Source organism: Nocardioides sp. Root240 (assembly GCF_001428825.1).
Taxonomy (GTDB): Bacteria; Actinomycetota; Actinomycetes; order Propionibacteriales; family Nocardioidaceae; genus Nocardioides.
This window is the reverse complement of sequence record NZ_LMIT01000012.1, coordinates 93,043-110,360: the sequence shown is the minus strand read 5'-3', so window position 1 is coordinate 110,360 and position 17,318 is coordinate 93,043. Positions and strand designations below refer to the sequence as shown.

At 73.4% G+C, this 17,318-nt stretch carries 16 protein-coding genes; 12 read left to right on the top strand and 4 right to left on the bottom strand.

Annotation, left to right across the window (positions count from 1 at the left end; all coding sequences use genetic code 11):
- Window positions 1-9: 9 nt before the first annotated feature.
- The 7 genes from ASE20_RS16920 (at window position 10) to ASE20_RS16890 (ending at window position 8,203) form a co-directional block, all read left to right on the top strand.
- Window positions 10-2,199, top strand: a complete 2,190-nt coding sequence (locus tag ASE20_RS16920; protein ID WP_056895755.1) for a 3-hydroxyacyl-CoA dehydrogenase NAD-binding domain-containing protein — start codon at window positions 10-12, stop codon at window positions 2,197-2,199.
- A 141-nt stretch (window positions 2,200-2,340) separates the two neighbouring features.
- The gene (locus ASE20_RS16915) at window positions 2,341-3,063 is read left to right on the top strand and encodes an ABC transporter ATP-binding protein (protein WP_056895754.1); all 723 of its coding nucleotides are present in this window, start codon (window positions 2,341-2,343) and stop codon (window positions 3,061-3,063) included.
- A gap of 48 nt (window positions 3,064-3,111) precedes the next feature.
- Window positions 3,112-4,572: a hypothetical protein gene (locus tag ASE20_RS16910; protein WP_157538535.1), complete on the top strand. Its 1,461-nt coding sequence runs from the start codon at window positions 3,112-3,114 to the stop codon at window positions 4,570-4,572.
- Window positions 4,569-5,354, top strand: a complete 786-nt coding sequence (locus ASE20_RS16905) for an SDR family NAD(P)-dependent oxidoreductase (RefSeq protein WP_056895752.1) — start codon at window positions 4,569-4,571, stop codon at window positions 5,352-5,354. Before ASE20_RS16910 ends, ASE20_RS16905 begins: the two co-directional genes overlap by 4 nt.
- Complete coding sequence (locus tag ASE20_RS16900; RefSeq protein WP_056895751.1) at window positions 5,351-6,421, top strand: phosphotransferase family protein; 1,071 nt, start codon at window positions 5,351-5,353, stop codon at window positions 6,419-6,421. The genes ASE20_RS16905 and ASE20_RS16900 overlap by 4 nt, the downstream gene beginning before the upstream one ends.
- Window positions 6,421-7,116, top strand: a complete 696-nt coding sequence (locus ASE20_RS16895) for a histidine phosphatase family protein (RefSeq protein WP_056895750.1) — start codon at window positions 6,421-6,423, stop codon at window positions 7,114-7,116. Before ASE20_RS16900 ends, ASE20_RS16895 begins: the two co-directional genes overlap by 1 nt.
- Window position 7,117: 1 nt before the next feature.
- A complete protein-coding gene (locus tag ASE20_RS16890; protein WP_056895749.1) occupies window positions 7,118-8,203 on the top strand; it encodes a VanZ family protein in 1,086 nt (361 codons plus the stop codon).
- On the opposite strand, the gene ASE20_RS16885 is transcribed toward ASE20_RS16890, so the two are convergent.
- Both ASE20_RS16885 and ASE20_RS16880 read right to left on the bottom strand, forming a co-directional pair.
- Window positions 8,193-8,813, bottom strand: coding sequence for a DUF3558 family protein (locus tag ASE20_RS16885; protein ID WP_157538534.1), 621 nt, complete (start codon window positions 8,811-8,813; stop codon window positions 8,193-8,195). The two genes, ASE20_RS16890 and ASE20_RS16885, sit on opposite strands and share 11 nt — an antisense overlap.
- Before the next feature lie 281 nt (window positions 8,814-9,094).
- Window positions 9,095-9,856: an SDR family oxidoreductase gene (locus ASE20_RS16880; protein ID WP_056895747.1), complete on the bottom strand. Its 762-nt coding sequence runs from the start codon at window positions 9,854-9,856 to the stop codon at window positions 9,095-9,097.
- A 95-nt stretch (window positions 9,857-9,951) separates the two neighbouring features.
- Between ASE20_RS16880 and ASE20_RS16875 the strand changes: the two genes are divergently transcribed.
- From ASE20_RS16875 to ASE20_RS16865, 4 genes are read left to right on the top strand one after another with little or no spacing between them, the layout of a single operon-like run.
- On the top strand, window positions 9,952-10,542 hold the full coding sequence (locus ASE20_RS16875; RefSeq protein WP_056895746.1) for a PadR family transcriptional regulator: 591 nt from the start codon (window positions 9,952-9,954) through the stop codon (window positions 10,540-10,542).
- Entirely contained in the window at window positions 10,539-10,679 is a 141-nt protein-coding gene (locus ASE20_RS24815; RefSeq protein WP_157538533.1) for a hypothetical protein, read from the top strand. Before ASE20_RS16875 ends, ASE20_RS24815 begins: the two co-directional genes overlap by 4 nt.
- Window positions 10,676-11,404, top strand: a complete 729-nt coding sequence (locus ASE20_RS16870) for an ABC transporter ATP-binding protein (RefSeq protein WP_056895745.1) — start codon at window positions 10,676-10,678, stop codon at window positions 11,402-11,404. The genes ASE20_RS24815 and ASE20_RS16870 overlap by 4 nt, the downstream gene beginning before the upstream one ends.
- Complete coding sequence (locus tag ASE20_RS16865) at window positions 11,401-14,061, top strand: ABC transporter permease (RefSeq protein WP_056895744.1); 2,661 nt, start codon at window positions 11,401-11,403, stop codon at window positions 14,059-14,061. The genes ASE20_RS16870 and ASE20_RS16865 overlap by 4 nt, the downstream gene beginning before the upstream one ends.
- A gap of 171 nt (window positions 14,062-14,232) precedes the next feature.
- On the opposite strand, the gene ASE20_RS16860 is transcribed toward ASE20_RS16865, so the two are convergent.
- Both ASE20_RS16860 and ASE20_RS16855 read right to left on the bottom strand, forming a co-directional pair.
- Window positions 14,233-15,099 (bottom strand): hypothetical protein, encoded by an 867-nt coding sequence (locus tag ASE20_RS16860; RefSeq protein WP_056895743.1) that lies wholly within the window; start codon window positions 15,097-15,099, stop codon window positions 14,233-14,235.
- Complete coding sequence (locus tag ASE20_RS16855; RefSeq protein WP_056895742.1) at window positions 15,096-15,596, bottom strand: RNA polymerase sigma factor; 501 nt, start codon at window positions 15,594-15,596, stop codon at window positions 15,096-15,098. Before ASE20_RS16855 ends, ASE20_RS16860 begins: the two co-directional genes overlap by 4 nt.
- Window positions 15,597-15,740: 144 nt before the next feature.
- Here ASE20_RS16855 and ASE20_RS16850 point away from each other — a divergent pair, with 144 nt between their 5' ends.
- The gene (locus ASE20_RS16850; RefSeq protein ID WP_157538532.1) at window positions 15,741-17,273 is read left to right on the top strand and encodes a carboxypeptidase regulatory-like domain-containing protein; all 1,533 of its coding nucleotides are present in this window, start codon (window positions 15,741-15,743) and stop codon (window positions 17,271-17,273) included.
- The last annotated feature ends 45 nt before the right edge of the window (window positions 17,274-17,318 follow it).

Here is a 17,318-nt window from a genome sequence, read left to right as displayed (position 1 = left end):
AAAGAAGACATGAGCACTGACACGCAGACCGCGGTGCGCTACGACCGCGACGCCGACGGAATCGTCACCCTCACGCTCGACGACCCCAACCAGAGCGCGAACACCATGAACGAGCTCTACCGCGAGTCCATGGCGGCCGCGGTGGAGCGCCTCTACGCCGAGCAGGACGACATCACCGGTGTCATCATCACCTCCGCCAAGAAGACCTTCTTCGCCGGCGGCGACCTCAAGCTGATGGTCCAGACCACCAAGGAGAACGCGGGCGACGTGTTCGCCCAGTGCGAGGGCATCAAGCAGGCCCTGCGCAAGCTGGAGCTGTTCCCGAAGCCGGTCGTGTCCGCCATCAACGGCGCCGCGCTCGGCGGTGGCTACGAGATCACCCTCGCCACCCAGCACCGCATCCTGGTCAACGACCCGAAGATCAAGGTCGGCCTCCCCGAGGCGACCCTGGGCCTGCTCCCCGGCGGCGGCGGCGTCACCCGCGCCGTGCGCAAGTGGGGCCTGCAGACCGCGCTGATGGACGTGCTGCTCCAGGGCACCCAGTTCAACCCGGAGACCGCGCTCAAGAAGGGTGTGGTCGACGAGCTCGTCGCCACCCAGGACGAGCTGGTCCCCGCCGCGAAGGCGTGGATCAAGGCCAACCCGGACGCCGCCCTGTCGCCGTGGGACGCCCCCGGCTACAAGATGCCCGGTGGCTCGCCGAAGAGCCCCGCGCTCGCCGGCTTCCTCCCGGCCTTCCCGGCCCTGCTCCGCAAGCAGCTCAAGGGTGCCGACTACCCGGCGCCGCGCGCCATCCTCTCGGCCGCCGTCGAGGGTGCGCTCGTCGACTTCGACACCGCCTCGCGGATCGAGTCGCGCTACCTCGCCAACCTGGTCGTCAACCAGAGCTCGAAGAACATGATCCAGGCGTTCTTCTTCGACCTCCAGGCGATCAACTCCGGCTCGCTGCGCCCGCAGGGCATCGAGCCCTACAAGGCGAAGAAGGCCGTCGTCCTGGGCGCCGGCATGATGGGTGCGGGCATCGCCTACGTCCTGGCCAAGTCCGGTGTCGAGGTCGTCCTCAAGGACATCTCCGTCGAGGCCGCCGAGAAGGGCAAGTCCTACTCCGAGGGCCTGCTCGACAAGGCGATCAGCCGCGGCAAGTCGACCGACGAGAAGAAGGCCGAGCTGCTCGGCCGGATCACCGCGACCGCGGACCCGGCTGCCGCTGCCGGCGCCGACCTCGTCATCGAGGCCGTCTTCGAGGACCCGGCCCTCAAGGCCAAGGTCTTCGCCGAGATCCTGCCGCACCTCGCGCCCGACGCGCTGCTGTGCTCGAACACCTCGACGCTGCCGATCACCGAGCTCGCCGCGGGCCTGGAGAACGACGCCGACCGTCCGCGGTTCGTCGGCCTGCACTTCTTCTCGCCGGTCGACAAGATGCCGCTCGTCGAGATCATCGCCGGCAAGGAGACCTCCGACGAGGCGCTGGCCAAGGCCTACGACGTCGTCCAGCTGATCCGCAAGACGCCGATCGTGGTCAACGACAGCCGCGGCTTCTACACCTCGCGCGTCATCGGCTTCATGGTCAACGAGGGCATGGCGATGCTCGCGGAGGGCGTGGCGCCGTACTCCATCGAGCGGGCCACCACCTCGGCCGGCTACCCGGCTCCGGTGCTCCAGCTCTCCGACGAGCTGAACCTCGAGCTGATGGCCAAGATCGCCAAGGCGACCACCGACGCCAACCCCGACATGCCGGTCCACCCGGGCCAGGCCGTCGTCGGCAAGATGCTGGAGGCCGGCCGTGCCGGTCGCCTGCGCGGCGCGGGCTTCTACGACTACGAGGACGGCAAGCGCGGCTCCATCTGGGCCGGTCTCGCCGAGCTGTTCCCCGTGGCCGAGGAGCAGCCGCCGATCCAGGACATCCGGGACCGGATGCTCTTCGCCGAGGCGCTCGAGACCGCGAAGACCTTCGAGGAGGGCGTCATCACCTCGGCGGCCGCCGCCAACATCGGCTCCATCATGGGCATCGGCTTCCCGCCGAACACCGGTGGTGCCGCGCAGTTCATGACCGGCTACGAGAACAAGGCCACCGGCGAGATCGGGCTCGACGCCTTCATCGCCCGTGCCGACGAGCTCGCGGCGAAGTACGGCGAGCGCTTCCAGCCCACCCCGTGGCTGCGCGAGCTGGCCGCGTCGGGCAAGGGCTTCCCCGCCTGATCCGTCGGCCTGATCGGTCGGCCTGATCGGTCGGCCTGACCTGCACCACCTGATCGGCTGACCGGGCCGGCACGTTCGGACTACCCGAACGTGCCGGCCCGGTCCTTTTTCCGTGCCCCTCGGCCTCGCGAGGATGGAGGGATGACGGGGAGGGCGTTGTTCCGCGGGGTCCTGGTGGACGCGCTGCGCGTGGAGTTCGGTGCGGTCGAGGCCGTGACAGGCGTGGACCTGCGGGTCGAGCAGGGCCAGGCCGTCGCGCTCCTGGGGCGCAACGGCGCGGGCAAGTCGACGACGATGCGGGTGCTCGCCGGCGTCGTACCGCCGTCGGCGGGGTCGGCCCTGGTCGGCGGGTACGACGTCCGCGAGGCCACGCTCGAGGCGAAGCGTGTCGTGGGCTACTGCCCCGACGTGGGTGGGTTGGTGCCCCGCGCCACGCCGTGGGAGCACCTGCAGCTCAGTGCCCGGCTGCGCGACCTCGCCGACTGGGAGGGCCGCGGCCGCCGCCTGCTCGAGCGCTTCGACCTCGGCGACGTCGCCCACCGGGTGACCTCGGGCTTCAGCCACGGCATGTCCCGGCGCCTCAGCGTCGTCCTCGCCGCGCTCCACGAGCCCGACGTGCTGCTGCTGGACGAGCCCTTCGACGGCGTCGACCCGGTCGGCGTCGAGGCCACCTTCGACGTGATCGAGGACGCCCGCGCCCGCGGCGCCGCCGTCCTCGTCTCGACCCACCTGCGCGACCTCGCCGTCGAGGTCTGCTCCGAGGTGGCGGTGCTGCGCGGGGGTTCGCGCATGGCCACCATCTCGTCCGGCTTCATGGCCGGCGACGAGGGTGCCCGTGCCTATCGCGCCCTGCTTGCTGGTTGAGCGCGCTGCGCTCGCGATCCTGACGTCCACCGGAGGAGCGATCACGTGGTGAGCGCGGGACACAGGAGCCGGTCGGGTGCTCGAGGCCAGTGGCGGCGGGCGCTCCGCGACGTCCGCCACCTGCTCGCCTTCCGCGCCGCGACGGTACGGCGCCGCCGCGCGGCCGGCTCCGCCCTCGCGGCGATCGGCGTGGTCACCGTTCTCGCGGCAGTGCTGCCCGCCGGGATGCGGGTCGACGCGGACCTCGGGCGGATGCTCGCGCCGGGACTGGCCGGCGTGGCGGTCGGTGCGGCCGCGGCCGGTGGCGGCGGGCGGGAGCTGATCGGACGTGACGCCGCGGCGGTGCACCCGATCAGCCCGGTGAGCGACCACCTCGGTGCGCTGGTGCTGGCGCCGCTGAGTGCGGGCTGGCTGATCCAGGCCTGGGCGCTGCTCGGCCTGGTCGCGGCCCTCTCCGGCGTCCGGGCGCAGGGCATCGCGGTGGCATGGGTGCTGATGGCGACCGCGCTGGCGCAGGCGGTCGGCTGGACGGCGGAGTGGCTGCGGCGCAGGGGTCCGGGCTGGGCGCTCGGGCGGTTCGTGCTGCCCGTCGTCGTCGGTCTCCTCGCCGCACCGGTCGCGGCGGTGGTGGGGCGGATCGTCCGTACCGGTGGTCCTCTCTCCCTCCTCGCGACGGCGGCCGCGCTGCTCGCCCTGGCGGTCGGGCTGGTGGTCCTGGGGGCGCGGGCCGCCCTCGCCACGTCGCGGCTGGTGCCGCGCGACGAGGGCCGGCTCGAGTCGCGGACCTACGCCCTGCGCACGACGCCGCGCAGCGACCTCGCCGTGCTCCGGCGCATCGACCGCGGCTCGGTCTGGCGCAGCGTCCCACTGCGGAGGGGGACCTGGTTGCTCGCGCTCGCACCCGGCTCGATCGCACTGGCCGGCGGCCTGTCGTGGTCTGCGTTGGTGCTGATGCCGGGCCTGGTGGCCTCCGGCTGCGTGCTCCTGTTCGGCGTGAACCTCTGGTGCCTCGACGGCCGCGGGCTGCTCTGGCGCGAGACCCTCCCGGTCCCGCCCCGCACCGTGGTGGCCGCCCGGACGTGGGTGCTCGCGGAGCTGCTGCTCGGAGCCGGCGCGGTGACCCTGCTGCTGGGCGCGGTCCGGGCGGGCCGGCCGACCGCGGCGGAGCTGCTGGCCGTCGTGCTCGCCCTGGGGGTGGTGGTCGGCCAGGCCGTCTCCGCCGGGCTGCGCTGGTCCGCCGCCCACCCGCACGCCGTCGACCTGCGCTCCGCCCGGGCCACGCCGGCGCCGCCACTGGTGATGGTCGGGTACTCGCTGCGGCTCGCCGTCGCGACCACGGTCACCGGCGTCCTGCTCGGCGGGCTGGCCGAGGCCGGGCGGACCGACCTGCTGCTGGTCCTGGCCGCGGCGCTGGGCGCCGTGTCGGCGTACCGGATCAGCCGGGCGGGCCGCCGGTGGAGCGATCCGGTCCGGCGCGCCCGGGTGGTGTCGATAGTGTCGGCCGGGTGACCGACCAGCCGCTCCGCGTCCTCATCACCGGTGCCTCCTCCGGCCTCGGCGCCGCCCTCGCCCGTGCCTGGGAGGCCCGTGGCGCGCAGGTGCTCCGCACCGACCGCGCCGCCGACGAGTCGGCCGGCGAGTTGCACCTCGACATCACCAGCGACGCGGACTGGGCGGCTGCCCGGCAGCACGTCGATCGGACGTGGGGCGGGCTCGACGTGCTCGTCAACAACGCCGGCATCGCCGGCGGCGGCCGGCTCGACGTCTCCGGCATCGATGAGTGGCAGCGGCTGGTCGACATCAACCTGCTCGGCGCCGTGCGCGGCACCGCGACCTTCACGCCGCTGTTCAAACAGCAGGGGAGCGGCCGGGTCGTCAACGTCGCCTCGCTCGCCGGCCTCGTGCACCCCGCCGGCATGGCCGGCTACAACGCCACCAAGGCCGCGGTCGTCGCACTGACCGAGACCACCGGGCACGAGCTGGCGGCCCACGGCGTGACGGCGCACGTCGTGTGCCCGTCGTACTTCCGGACCAACCTGATGGCCGGCGTCGAGGGGCGCGACGCGGCGCTGCAGCACGTGATGGCCCGGCTCGTCGAGGACAGCCCGATCAGCGCCGACGACATCGCGACCGCGGTGCTCGACGCGATCGACGCCGGCACCGAGCTGATCATCCCCGACGACGCGGCGCGTGGCGCCTGGCAGCTCAAGCAGTCCGACCGGGCGTCGTACGACGCCGTGATGCGCGCGCAGGCCCGCAAGCTCGACCAGGTCGCGGAGGCGGGCCAGTGACCGCAGGCGACGAGTCCCGTCCGGTCCGCAGCGAGGACGCCTTCGACGTCGACGCGGTCGCCGCCTGGCTCGGCCGCGGCCCGGTCGCCGAGGTGCGCCAGTTCCCCGGCGGCGCCTCGAACCTGACCTACCTCCTGCGGATGGCGGAGGGCCCCGACCTCATCCTGAGGAGGCCGCCGGCCGGCACCAAGGCCAGGGGAGCGCACGACATGGGCCGGGAGTTCCGGATCCAGAGCGCGCTCGCGCCGGTCTTCCCGCAGGTGCCGACGATGGTCGCGTACTGCACCGAGGACGACAGCCCGATCGGCAGCGAGCTCTACGTCATGGAGCGGCTCGACGGGCTGATCCCGCGCAGCGAGTTCGGCTTCCCCGTCAGCGCCGACCAGGCCGGCCGGCTCTGCGACGCGGCCGTCGACACGCTCGTCGCCCTGCACTCGATCGATGTGGCCGCCGTCCCCGGCCTGGCCGCCCTCAACAAGGGCGAGGGCTACGTCGCGCGCCAGGTCGGCGGCTGGATCCAGCGCCTCGCCAACGCGCGCACCGACGACACCGGCGACTGGTCCGACATCACCTCATGGCTCCAGGACAACCAGCCGGCCGACGTCGCGCAGGCGATGATCCACAACGACTACCGCCTCGACAACATGGTCCTCGCGCCAGAACTGCTCAGCGACCCGACGCGGATCGAGATAGTCGGCGTCCTCGACTGGGAGCTGGCGACCGTCGGCGACCCGTTGATGGACCTCGGCTGCGCGCTGGCCTACTGGGTGCAGGCCGACGACGACGACTTCTTCCGGCTCACCCGTCGCCAGCCGACCGCCGACCCGGGCATGTGGACGCGCCAGCAGGTCATCGACGCCTACCTCGCCCGCAGCGGCCGCTCGCTGACCGCCGAGGAGTGGCGCTTCTACGAGGTGTTCGGGCTGTTCCGGTTCGCGGTGATCGCCCAGCAGATCTGGTACCGCTACTTCCACGGCCAGACCACCAACGAGGCCTACGCCGCCTTCGGTCCGGCCGTCGCGGGCTTCGAGGCGCGCTGCCGCCGGATCCTGTCCGGGACCCGCTGATGGGTGTCCTCCTCCTGGTCCGGCACGGACAGGCCTCCTTCGGGTCCGACGACTACGACGTGCTGTCCGCGACCGGCTGGGAGCAGGGTCGGGTGCTCGGCCGCTGGCTCGCCGAGCACGGCCCGGTGCCCGGGTCGGTCGTCCACGGCGGGATGCGCCGGCACCGCGAGACCTGGGAGGCGATCGCGTCCGGTCTCACCGCCACACCCGCCGCGGGTGTCGACGAGGTCGGTGTCGACCAGGTCGGTGTCGACCAGGACTGGGCCGAGTTCGACCACCTCGCGGTGCTCGCCCGGCACGCGGAGCTGACCGGCGTCGTGATGGATCACGGCGTCGACCGCCGTGCCTTCCAGGAGCACTTCGAGGTCGCCACCGGGCACTGGACGACCGCCGACGTGAACGCCGGCTACCCCGAGCCGTACGACGCCTTCGTCGCGCGCGCCCGCCGCGCCCTCACCGCCGCGTCCACCCTGCCCGGGCCCGCCGTGGTGGTCACCTCGGGCGGGGTCATCGCGGCGCTCGCGGCCGCGCTCGTCGTACCTGAGGGCGGGGAGATCGGCCCGGTCTGGGCCCGCTTCAACACCGTCATCGCGAACACGTCGGTCACCCGGGTGATCGTCGGCGCGACCGGCGCGCGGCTGCTGACCTTCAACGAGCACCCGCACCTGCCGCGCGAGCTGGTCACCTACCGCTGACGTGTCCGACCAGCTCCTCAACGGCGTCATCGCGACGGTCCTCGGCACCGGGGTCGCCGTCGTGCTGCTGCTGCCCGTGGCGGCGGTCCAGTACCGCCGCGACGGCCGGCTCGAGGCGCGCGACCTGGCGATCCTGCTCTCGGGCGCGGTCTACGGACTGGCGCTGTGGACGTACACGCTGCTGCCGATGCCCGTCGACGGCGACTTCGTCTGTGCCGGGCGGCAGACGACGCCGCTCGAGACCATCGGCGCGATCGCGTGGCGCGATGCCGGGACCCGCGACGGGATGGCGGCGCTGGTGCGCGACCCCGCGTTCCTGCAGGTCGCGCTCAACGTGCTGCTCTTCGTGCCGCTCGGCTACTACGTCCGCCAGGTGCTGCGCCGCGGCGTCGTGGTTGCGACCCTCCTCGGACTCGCCACCTCGCTGCTCATCGAGACGACGCAGGCGACCGGCGTGTGGCATCTCTACGACTGTGCCTACCGCCTCTTCGACGTCGACGACCTGATCATCAACACCCTCGGTGCGACGGCGGGGTCGCTCGTCGCCGCGGTGTTCGTACGACGGCAGCGGCCCGAGGTCGTCTGGCCGACGTCGCTGACCGCCGGGCGTCGCTTCGTCGGGATGACCTGCGACGTGCTCTTCGTGGTGCTGCTCGGGGCAGCGCTGGTCGTGGCCTACCGTGGCGTGCACCTCTACCTGCTCGAGACCTCGTACGAGGACCTGCAGGCCACACCGCAACGGATCCTGCAGTGGGGCGTCCCGGGCGCGCTCGAGGTGCTGGCGGTGCTGCTCGCCGGCCGCACGGTCGGGGAGTGGGTGGTGGCGGTGCGTGCGGTCGCGGGTCGCGTCCCGGCCCCGGTCGCCCGCGTGGTCAAGCTGCTCACCGGCATCGGGCCGTTCCTGGCGCTCGCCGCGATCCCGGGTGGCTGGACCGTCCCCGTGCTGGGAGCGTTCGCGCTGGTCTCGGCGGTGGCCGTGCTGCGGAGCCGGAGCCGGCGCGGGCTGTCGCACGCGCTGGCCGGGATGGAGCTGGAGCTCGTCGTACCGGCCTCGGCGAGGACCCCGGTCGAGCCGGTCAGCCCCTGAGCCGGTCGAGGACCGTCGACGTCGTCCTGCGGACCGCATCGCACTCCGCCGGCGTGTCGTCGCCGGGGACGCCGAGGTCGACGGCCAGGAAGGCGTCCTCACCGGTCGGGACGTAGGCCTCGCAGTCCCCGTGACCGTCGAGGGCGGTCCGCACCAGGGCGGGCAGGCCGCCGATCTCGTCGAGCGTGGTGCGGAAGCCCATGCTGTCGTCGGCGATGGTGCCGCCCTCGGCCTGCCGCAGGTCCTCGATCGACGTGCGCCAGTTGTCCGCGCCGTCGGCCGAGTTGATCAGGGAGAGCGTCAGTCGTCCCCCGTCGCCGGAGTCGCCGAAGTACCAGCACTCCGCGCGGTCGTCGCTGGGTCCGAGCGGGTCCGGGGTGGCCTTGATCGCGTCGCCGGAGGCGGGGGCGCCGGCATCGGTCAGTGCGTCGGTCGCCTCGTCCGTGCTGAACCACTGGCACGGGTCGTCGGTGGGGAGGACCGACGGGAGCCCAGCGGGCTTGTCGGCCGGCTTGTCGGCGGTCTTCTCCGCGCCGTCGCTCGAGCAGCTGCTCAGCCCCGCCCCGCACAGGAGCAGGAGCGTGGCCAACGTCGTCCCGGATCGGCGCATGGCGGCACAGTAGCCGTCGGCGGTCGCCTTCACAGACGCTTCCGGCCTCTGTGAAGGAGCCCTCCCTAGTGTCGTGCCCGGGCCGAGCACGACAAGCGGCCTGCACGGCGCACCGGGTGGTGGTGGGCCGGTCGCGGATACCCCCCATTCAGCGATCGGTACCACCCGGGGCGACGCCGCAGGCCAGGTGCTCGTTGACCTGGCGCGCCGGTCGGAGGACCCATGGGGACGTTCCGGACCTCCGACCGGCGTACGCCGGTCTCGGATGAGCCCGGATGAGCTCAGACGAGCTTCTTGAGGATCCCCAGTGGCGCGTGCTTCATGACCGGCGCCATCGCGGCCCAGGGGAGCGGCGGCACGTGCGCGTCGGCGACCTCCTTCTCGATGGCCGCGACCATCGCCCGCACGCCCTTCTCGGTGGACGCCATGAGCGGCGTGGACTGCTCGACCTTGTCGTTCATCTCCGAGCGGATGTAGCCCGGGTAGAGCACGGTCACCTTGATCTTCTTCTGCAGCCGCGTGCCGTGCAGCTCGGTGCGCAGGCCCTCGGCGAGGTGCGCGACGCCGGCCTTGGTGGCGGCGTAGGTCGTCATCGCGGCGGGCATCCCGCGCAGCGCCGACATCGACGACACCATCACGAGGTGCCCGGCCTCCTGCGCGCGGAAGATCTGCATCGCCGCCTCCGTCTGCGCGAGCGCGCCGACGAAGTTGGTCATCGCGGTCTCGAGGTTGGCGTCGAACCGGCCGGTCCCGAGCCGCGCGCCCTTGCCGAGCCCGGCGTTGACGACCACCCGGTCGATGCGGCCCAGCTCGTCGTTGAGCTCGTCGAAGGCGGTGAACACCGCGGCGTGGTCCTGGACGTCGAGCGCCCGGATCGCCACCCGCCGCTCGGGGTGGGCCGCGAGGATCTCGGCCCGCAGCTCCTCCAGCCGTTCGGTACGACGGGCCGCCAGGGCCAGGTCGTTGCCCCGCGCCGCGAACTGCCGGGCCATCTCGGCGCCGAGACCGCTGGACGCGCCGGTGATCAGGATCGTCTTGCTCATGGCCGGAGTGTGGCAGCACTCGACAGGTGACCGCATACCCGGTATACATAGCCATACCCGGTATGCACTTCCCCCCTTTCTCCCCGGAGGCACCCATGTCCGTGAAGCACGCACTGCTCGCCCTGCTCGAGCAGCAGCCGATGTACGGCTACCAGCTGCGCGTGGAGTTCGAGCAGCGCACCGGGACCACCTGGCCGCTCAACGTCGGGCAGGTCTACACGACGTTGACCCGGCTCGAGCGCGACGGCCTCGCCGCGGCGCGGGGGGAGGACGCCGAGGGGCACGTGATCTACGAGATCACCGCTGCCGGGCGCGACGAGGTGGCGAGCTGGTTCACGACGCCGGTCTCCCGCGACCAGCCGCCGCGCGACGAGCTGGCGATCAAGCTCGCACTCGCGGTGACGGTGCCCGGGGTCGACGTCGGGACCGTCATCCAGCAGCAGCGCAGCGCCACCATGGCGGCCCTGCAGGACTACACCCGGCTCAAGCGGCAGGCCGGCCGCGACGTACCGACCGAGCCCTCCGACCTCGCGTGGAGCTTGGTGCTCGACTCGCTCGTGTTCGGGGCGGAGGCCGAGATCCGGTGGCTCGACCACTGCGAGGCCCGGCTGCGACGGGCGGCGATCGAGCGCCCCGCCGCGGGTACGCCGACCGCGGCCCCCGCGTCCGAGAGGAGCACCCGATGAACGCCGGACTGCTGGACCAGGCCCGCCGGCTCAACCGGGCGGAGCGGCGCTGGCTCGCCGACGCGCGCGACCGGCTGCGTCGTACCCGCGCCCTGACGGACCACGCTCCCGCCGCCGACGAGGCGGGCGCCCGATGAGCGCGCGCGAGGCGGTCCTCCGCCTGACCGACGTGAGCCGGGTCCATGGGTCCGGAGCCAACGAGGTGCACGCGCTGCGCTCGATCTCGTTCGCGGCGTACCCGGGCGAGCTGGTCGCGGTGATGGGCCCGTCCGGGTCCGGCAAGTCGACCCTGCTCACCCTCGCGGGCGGGCTGGACCGGCCGACGTCCGGCATGGTGACGGTCGAGGGCACCGACCTCGACCGGCTCAGCCTCGACGGGCGCGCCCGGATGCGTCGTACGTCGATCGGCTACGTCTTCCAGGGCTTCAACCTGATCCCCGCGCTGACCGCCACCGAGAACGTCGCCCTCCCGCGCGAGCTCGACGGCGTGCCGGCGCGGCAGGCCCGCGAGGATGCGCGCCGGGCGCTCGCCGAGGTGGGCATCGGCGAGCTCGCGGACCGGTTCCCCGACGACATGTCCGGCGGCCAGCAGCAGCGGGTCGCGATCGCGCGCGCCGTCGTCGGTGAGCGGCGACTGATCCTCGCCGACGAGCCGACCGGCGCCCTCGACACCGAGACGGGCGAGGAGATCCTGCGGCTGCTGCGGGCGCGGTGCGACGCCGGCGCCGCCGGCGTGCTGGTCACCCACGAGGCGCGGCACGCTGCCTGGGCGGACCGCGTCGTGTTCCTGCGCGACGGCGTCGTCATCGACGAGACCGGGGCCGACCCGGTCGAGCTGCTGACCGAACCCGCAGCCCGATGAGCGGTACGACGCGAGGCGGCTGGAGGGTCGCCCTCCGGCTCGCGCGCCGCGAGGCGCTGCGCCGCAAGGGTCAGACCGTGCTGATGCTGGTGCTGATCTGCCTGCCCGTCCTGGCCGTGACGGCCGCCGCGATCGTGTGGCGGACCCAGGACGTGACGAGCGTCGAGGGCCTGGACCGGCAACTGGGCTCCGCGGACGCGCTGGTCGAGGGCACCGGTACGCCGACCGTGGTCCAGGACTTCGAGGGCGGCAACTACCTGACGCCCGGCAGCGGCTCGGAGGAGACGCCGTACCGGATGCAGTCCGCGAAGGACGTGCGCAAGGCCATCGGCGACCGGCCGATGGTGCCGTACCTGCGCTCGTCGCTGTCCTTCGACGCCGCGAAGGGGCGTGGCGACACGGACGTGGTCGAGACCGACCTCGCCAGCCCGCTCAGTGACGGGCTCTTCGAGAGGGTCGAGGGCCAGTACCCACCCGGTCCCGGCGAGGTCGTCGTCAACCAGGCGCTGGCCGACCGCGGCCCCGGCATCGGCGACGAGCTCGTCGTCCACCGCACCACGGCGGAGGGTGAGCAGGACGCCACGGTCCGCGTCGTCGGCATCGTCGAGTCGACGGAGAGCAGGGGCTACGAGCTGGCTGCCGGTCCGCCCGGCACCTTCGGCATCGCCGAGGAGAGCCCGGCGCGCTGGCTCGTCGGCGGCGGCCCGGTCAGCTGGGACGACGTCAAGGCGCTCAACGCCGCCGGCCTCGTCGCCACCTCGCGCCAGGTCGTCACGGACCCGCCGCCGGACTCCGAGCTGCCGCCGGAGCTGGTCGTCGACGACGGCGGCACGGACGCGGTCACCCTCACCGCCCTCGGCACGGTCGTGGCGATGGTCCTGCTCGAGGTCGTGCTCCTCGCCGGCCCGGCGTTCGCCGTCCGGGCCAAGGCACAGGCGCACACGCTCGCCCTCGTCGCCGCGTCCGGCGGGACCCCCCGCCAGGCGCGTCGTACCGTGCTGGCGTCGGGGGTCGTCGTCGGTACGGTCGGCGGCCTGCTCGGCGTCGCGCTCGGCATCGCCGGCGGCGCCGTCGCCGTCCCGATCGCCCAGCACTTCAACGGCACCCGCTTCGGACCCTTCGAGGTCCCCTGGCTGCTGCTCCTGCCGATCGCCTTCTTCGGCTTCCTGTCGGCCGTCCTGGCCGCGGTCGTCCCGGCGTTCTCGGCCTCGCGCCAGGACGTGGTCAGTGTGCTCGCCGGCCGCCGCGGGGAGGGCTCGCCGTCGCGCCGCTCACCCGTCCTCGGCGTGGTCCTGCTCGCGATCGGCATCGGCTCGGCGGCGTACGGCAGCCGCCCGGGAGGTGCCGCGCCGCTGCTGGTCGCGGGCTCCGCGATCATCTCCGTGCTCGGCATGATCCTGTTCGTGCCGGTCGCGGTCAGCCTCACCGCGCGTCTGGCCGGACGCCTCCCGCTGCCGCTGCGCTTCGCCGCCCGCGACGCCGCCCGGCACCGCACGCGCACGGTTCCCGCCGTGGCGGCGGTCGGTGCGACGGTCGCCGGCGTCGTCGCGCTGGGCATCTCGCTCTCCAGCCAGGAGGCCGACAACCTGCGTCACTACAGCCCGCAGCTGGCCGACGGCTACGGCAGCGTCGCGCTCGGCGGCAGCCCCGCGCCGGACCTCGCCGCCATCGATGCCGTGATCGCGCGCTCGCTGCCCGGCGACCAGGTCGAGGAGATCCGCGGCCTGCAGTCCAACTCGCCGACGGGCGGCTACGACGTCGGCTTCAGCCAGCGCGGGAAGCCCTTGGAGCTGTCGTACTGGTCCAGCATTGGCTCGCCGTACGCCGTCGGGACGGTCGTCCCCGACTACATCGCCATGACGGACGACGAGCGGGCCCGTGCCGACGCGGTGCTCGCCGACGGCGGCGTGGTGCTCCTGCACGACCCGGACTCCGAGGACAGCGCCGGCATCCGCGCCACCGAGCTCGACGGCGACCGGGTCACGGTCGAGCTGACCGAGTGGACCAACGGCACGGAGGTGCCCACGACCCGCGGCTCTGCGACGGTCCCCGCGGTCCTCGCCCCCGTGACCCGCACCTCGCCCGCCATGGCCGTCCTGTCGCCCCCGCTGCTCGCGAAGATCAACGGGACCGAGACCACGACCGGCCTGCTGCTGCACGCTCCGATCAGCCGGGCCGAGCAGAAGGACATGGAGGAGGGCCTCGCGGCGCTGCCCGCGGCGCCGTACCTCTACGTCGAGCGCGGCTACCAGACCGACCCGGCCGTGAAGGTCATCCAGTACGTCCTCGCCGCCCTCGGCGGGATCCTGATGCTCGGCGGCACGCTGACCGCGACCTTCCTCGCGCTCTCCGACGCCCGCCCCGACCTCGCCACCATGGCGGCCGTCGGCGCGCGCCCGCGCACCCGCCGCAGTGTCGCGGCGTCGTACGCCGCCGTGGTCGGGCTGGTCGGTGCCCTCCTCGGCGCACCCGTCGGCTTCATCCCGGGCATCGCGGTCAGCCGACCGCTGACCCAGGACTTCTCGAGCGGAACGAGCGCGCTCGACATCCCGTGGCTGCTGATCGCGGCGGTCGTGATCGGGCTGCCGGTGCTGACCGCGCTGGTGGTCGGGGCGTGCGCGCGGGGGCGGCTGCCGCTCACGGCGCGGATCGACTGAGCGGGACCGGGTCGTGCCTCGGTGGTTGAGGTGCGAGGAGCGCCAGCGACGAGCCTGCTNNGGTGGTTGAGGTGCGAGGAGCGCCAGCGACGAGCCTCGAAACCTCTGGCCGTGGTGCTGGGACCTGCTCGTGCTGCTGGTATCCGCGAGGGCGTGGCCGGCGGAAGCAGGTCAGCAGGGTCGCGGCAGCCGCACCGTGTCCATCGCGTCCTTCGGTGTGACCGGTCGGACGCAGTACGTACCGAGCTCGGTCGGGACCGCGCGGCGGCCTTCGACGTGCCACTGGAACACCCGCACCTGCTGTCTCGTGCGGGTGTCGGGTCGCGTGTCCAGGCTCTCCCAGGTCATCACGTCGCCGGCGCGGTCGAGCCAGAGGTTGTCAGGGCCGAAGGTCCGGTCCCGGGGTGTCCTGAGCACGACGAGCTCCAGGCGGTCCCTGGCCGCCGAGTGGACCACCCAGCGGTAGCCGGTGGGCACCAGGTTGAGCAGGCCCGAGGTCAGCTGGTGCTCCTCGTGGACGACCAGGAAGCCGCCGCCGAAGCCGCCGTCGCGCGTCGTCGCGCCGAGCAGCCGCCAGCGTTCGGTGACCCCGTCGTCGTGCCCGAGGGTCACGGAGGCGCCGACGCCCGACAGGCCCCAGAACAGGACGATCGAGCCGTTCGCGTCCTCCTGGAGGTCGACCGTGGGGAGGGTGTCGCGGCCGTTCGGGCTGTAGACCTCGCCGACGTCGTACCACTTCTCCTTCGCCATCGCCGGGTGCAGCGGCTCCAGCGCGGGCAGCTCGGCCAGCGTCGGCGCAGGCGTCGGGAGGGGAGTGGGCATCGGGTCGGGGGAGGCCGACCGGTCCGGTCGTACGGCGAGCGCGATGCCGGCGACGACGAGCAGCACGGCCGCCGCGGCCAGCCAGGGTGCGACGGACCGGGGGCGGTGCGAGGGCAGGGCGGCGGGGGCCAGCGACGTGGCCGTGACCTGCCCGGCGCGCGCGTCCAGTGCGGCGACCAGACGCTCCTCGACCCGGCGTTCCTCGACAGGGGTCACGGAGCCACCTCCTCGGTCTGCTGGGTCATCAGGGCACGTTCGAGCGCGGCCAGTGCGCGGTGGGCGGTCGACTTCACAGCGCCGCGGGAGATGCCGGTGGCGGCCGCGATCTCGGCCTCGCTCAACCCGCCGTAGTACCGCAGCACCAGCACCTCGTGCTGGCGCCGCGGCAGGGTCCGCAGCGCGACCAGCACCTCGCGGTGCTCCTCGGCGAGCACGGCGAGGTCGGCCGGATCGGAGTCGAGGTCGCGCGGGGCGACGTACCCGCGGGCGGTACGACGACGCCGCAGCGTCGAACGGGCGCCGTTGACCACCGCCGTCCGGAGGTACGCCGCCGCGGCCTCCGGCGGCACGACGCGACCGAGCGCCCGGGCGAAGGCGTCGTGGACCACGTCCTCGGCGGTCGGCAGGTCGTCGACCAGGAGCAGGGCCAGCCGGACGAGCGCGAGCCGGTGCTCGTCGTACAGGCGGGCGAGGTCGTCGCGGCCCAGCGTCATCGCCCCACCTCCCGTGCCCGTCGTGGCCTGTCACCATTCAAGACGTTCGGGAGCCACCGAGGTTGCTCGATGGCGGGAGAAATCCGCGGGCGCCGGGTTAGCCTGCCGGTGGCGCGGGAGGCGCCGACTCGGGTTGGGGGAGAGATGGCAGTGTTTCCTGCGCGCTCGGTGGCGCGGTGGCTGGGCGGCCTGCTGGTCGCGGCGCTCGTCGTGGTGGCGCCCGCGGGCACGGCTCGTGCGGCCGTGACCCAGGGCATCCAGGGCACGGTGACCGGTGACGGTCACGGGCTCTCGGGCATCGGGGTGTGGGTGGTGCCGGTTGACCCGGACACCCCCGTCACCGGCGACATCTCGTACGTCCCGTGCGACATCGAGTGCGACGTCTTCGAGGCCGACGCCGACGGCAGCTTCGACATCAGCCTGCCGGTCGGGGAGTACTGGCTGCTCTTCGCGCCGGCCGTCCGCGGCGACTGGGCACCCGAGTGGTGGCAGGACTCCCCGACCCGCGAGGGTTCGGCGAAGGTCACGGTCACGGCGGACGCCGTCACCACGGTCGACGCCGTGCTCGAGCACGGCGGCGCGGTGACCGGCACCCTCCCGGGGATCACCGAGGCCCACGACGTGCTCGTCGAGGCCTGGCTGCCCGACGCCACGATGGCGAGCGGCTTCCACCGGGTCGCGATCGGCGGCGCCGACGACCAGGGCCGCTACAGGGTCGGCGGACTTCCCACGGCGCCCGGCTACCGCCTGCACTTCCTCGACCGGACCGCCAAGCGCGAGGGCTGGTGGAACGGCCAGAAGTCCGTCGCGACCGCCACCCCGCTCGCCGTGGGCGCTCCCTCGACGGTCAGCGGCATCGACCCCGAGCTCGCGCCCTGGGGTGTGGTCGCGGGCCGCGTGACCCAGGCTGTCGACGGCTCCGGAGCCGGCCTGGCATCCGTCACGGCAACCCAGGGCAACGGCTGGACCAGCCTCCGCACGGCCACGACCGACGCCTCGGGTCACTACGCGTTGCAGCTGCCCGCCGGCACCTACGCGCTCAGCTTCACCCACCCCGACCTCCGCACGCAGGAGGTCGCCGCGCAGGTCGTCACCATCGGGGAGCAGACGACGGTCGACCGGGCGCTCGACCCGAAGGCGATGGTCAACCTCGTCCTGCCGACGGTCCGCGGCGTGCCGCGGGTCGACGCGACGCTCTCGGTCCCGCAGTCCACCTGGTTCCCGAGCGGGGCGAGCCTCACCTACCAGTGGCGCAGCGCGGGGATCGCGATCCCCGGCGCGACCGGTACGACGTACCGGCCGCGGGCCGCCGACGTCGGCAAGCTGGTCACGGTCCGGATCACGGCGAGCAAGCCCGGCCACACCTCGACCTCCGCGTTCGCCTCGGCCACCGACGTCGTGGCCCGCGGCGTCCTCCGCCTCGGCTCGACCGCCGTCGTGCGGGGCACCCTCCGGGTGGGCAGCCGCCTCGTGGCCGTCCCGCCGGCGACCACGCCGGGTGCGTACCGGAGCTACCGCTGGCTCCGCGACGGCAGCCCGGTCCGGGGCGCGACCTCGTCGTCGTACCGCCTCGTGAAGGCCGACCGCGGCAGGCGGGTCGCGGTGCGGATCACCCTCACCCGCCCCGGCTACGTGACGCGGGTCGTCACGGTCACCCGGACCGGTCTCGTCCGCTAGGACCATTTACAGACAGGCTTGACTGTTTGTTTCTCCGGCGCCATG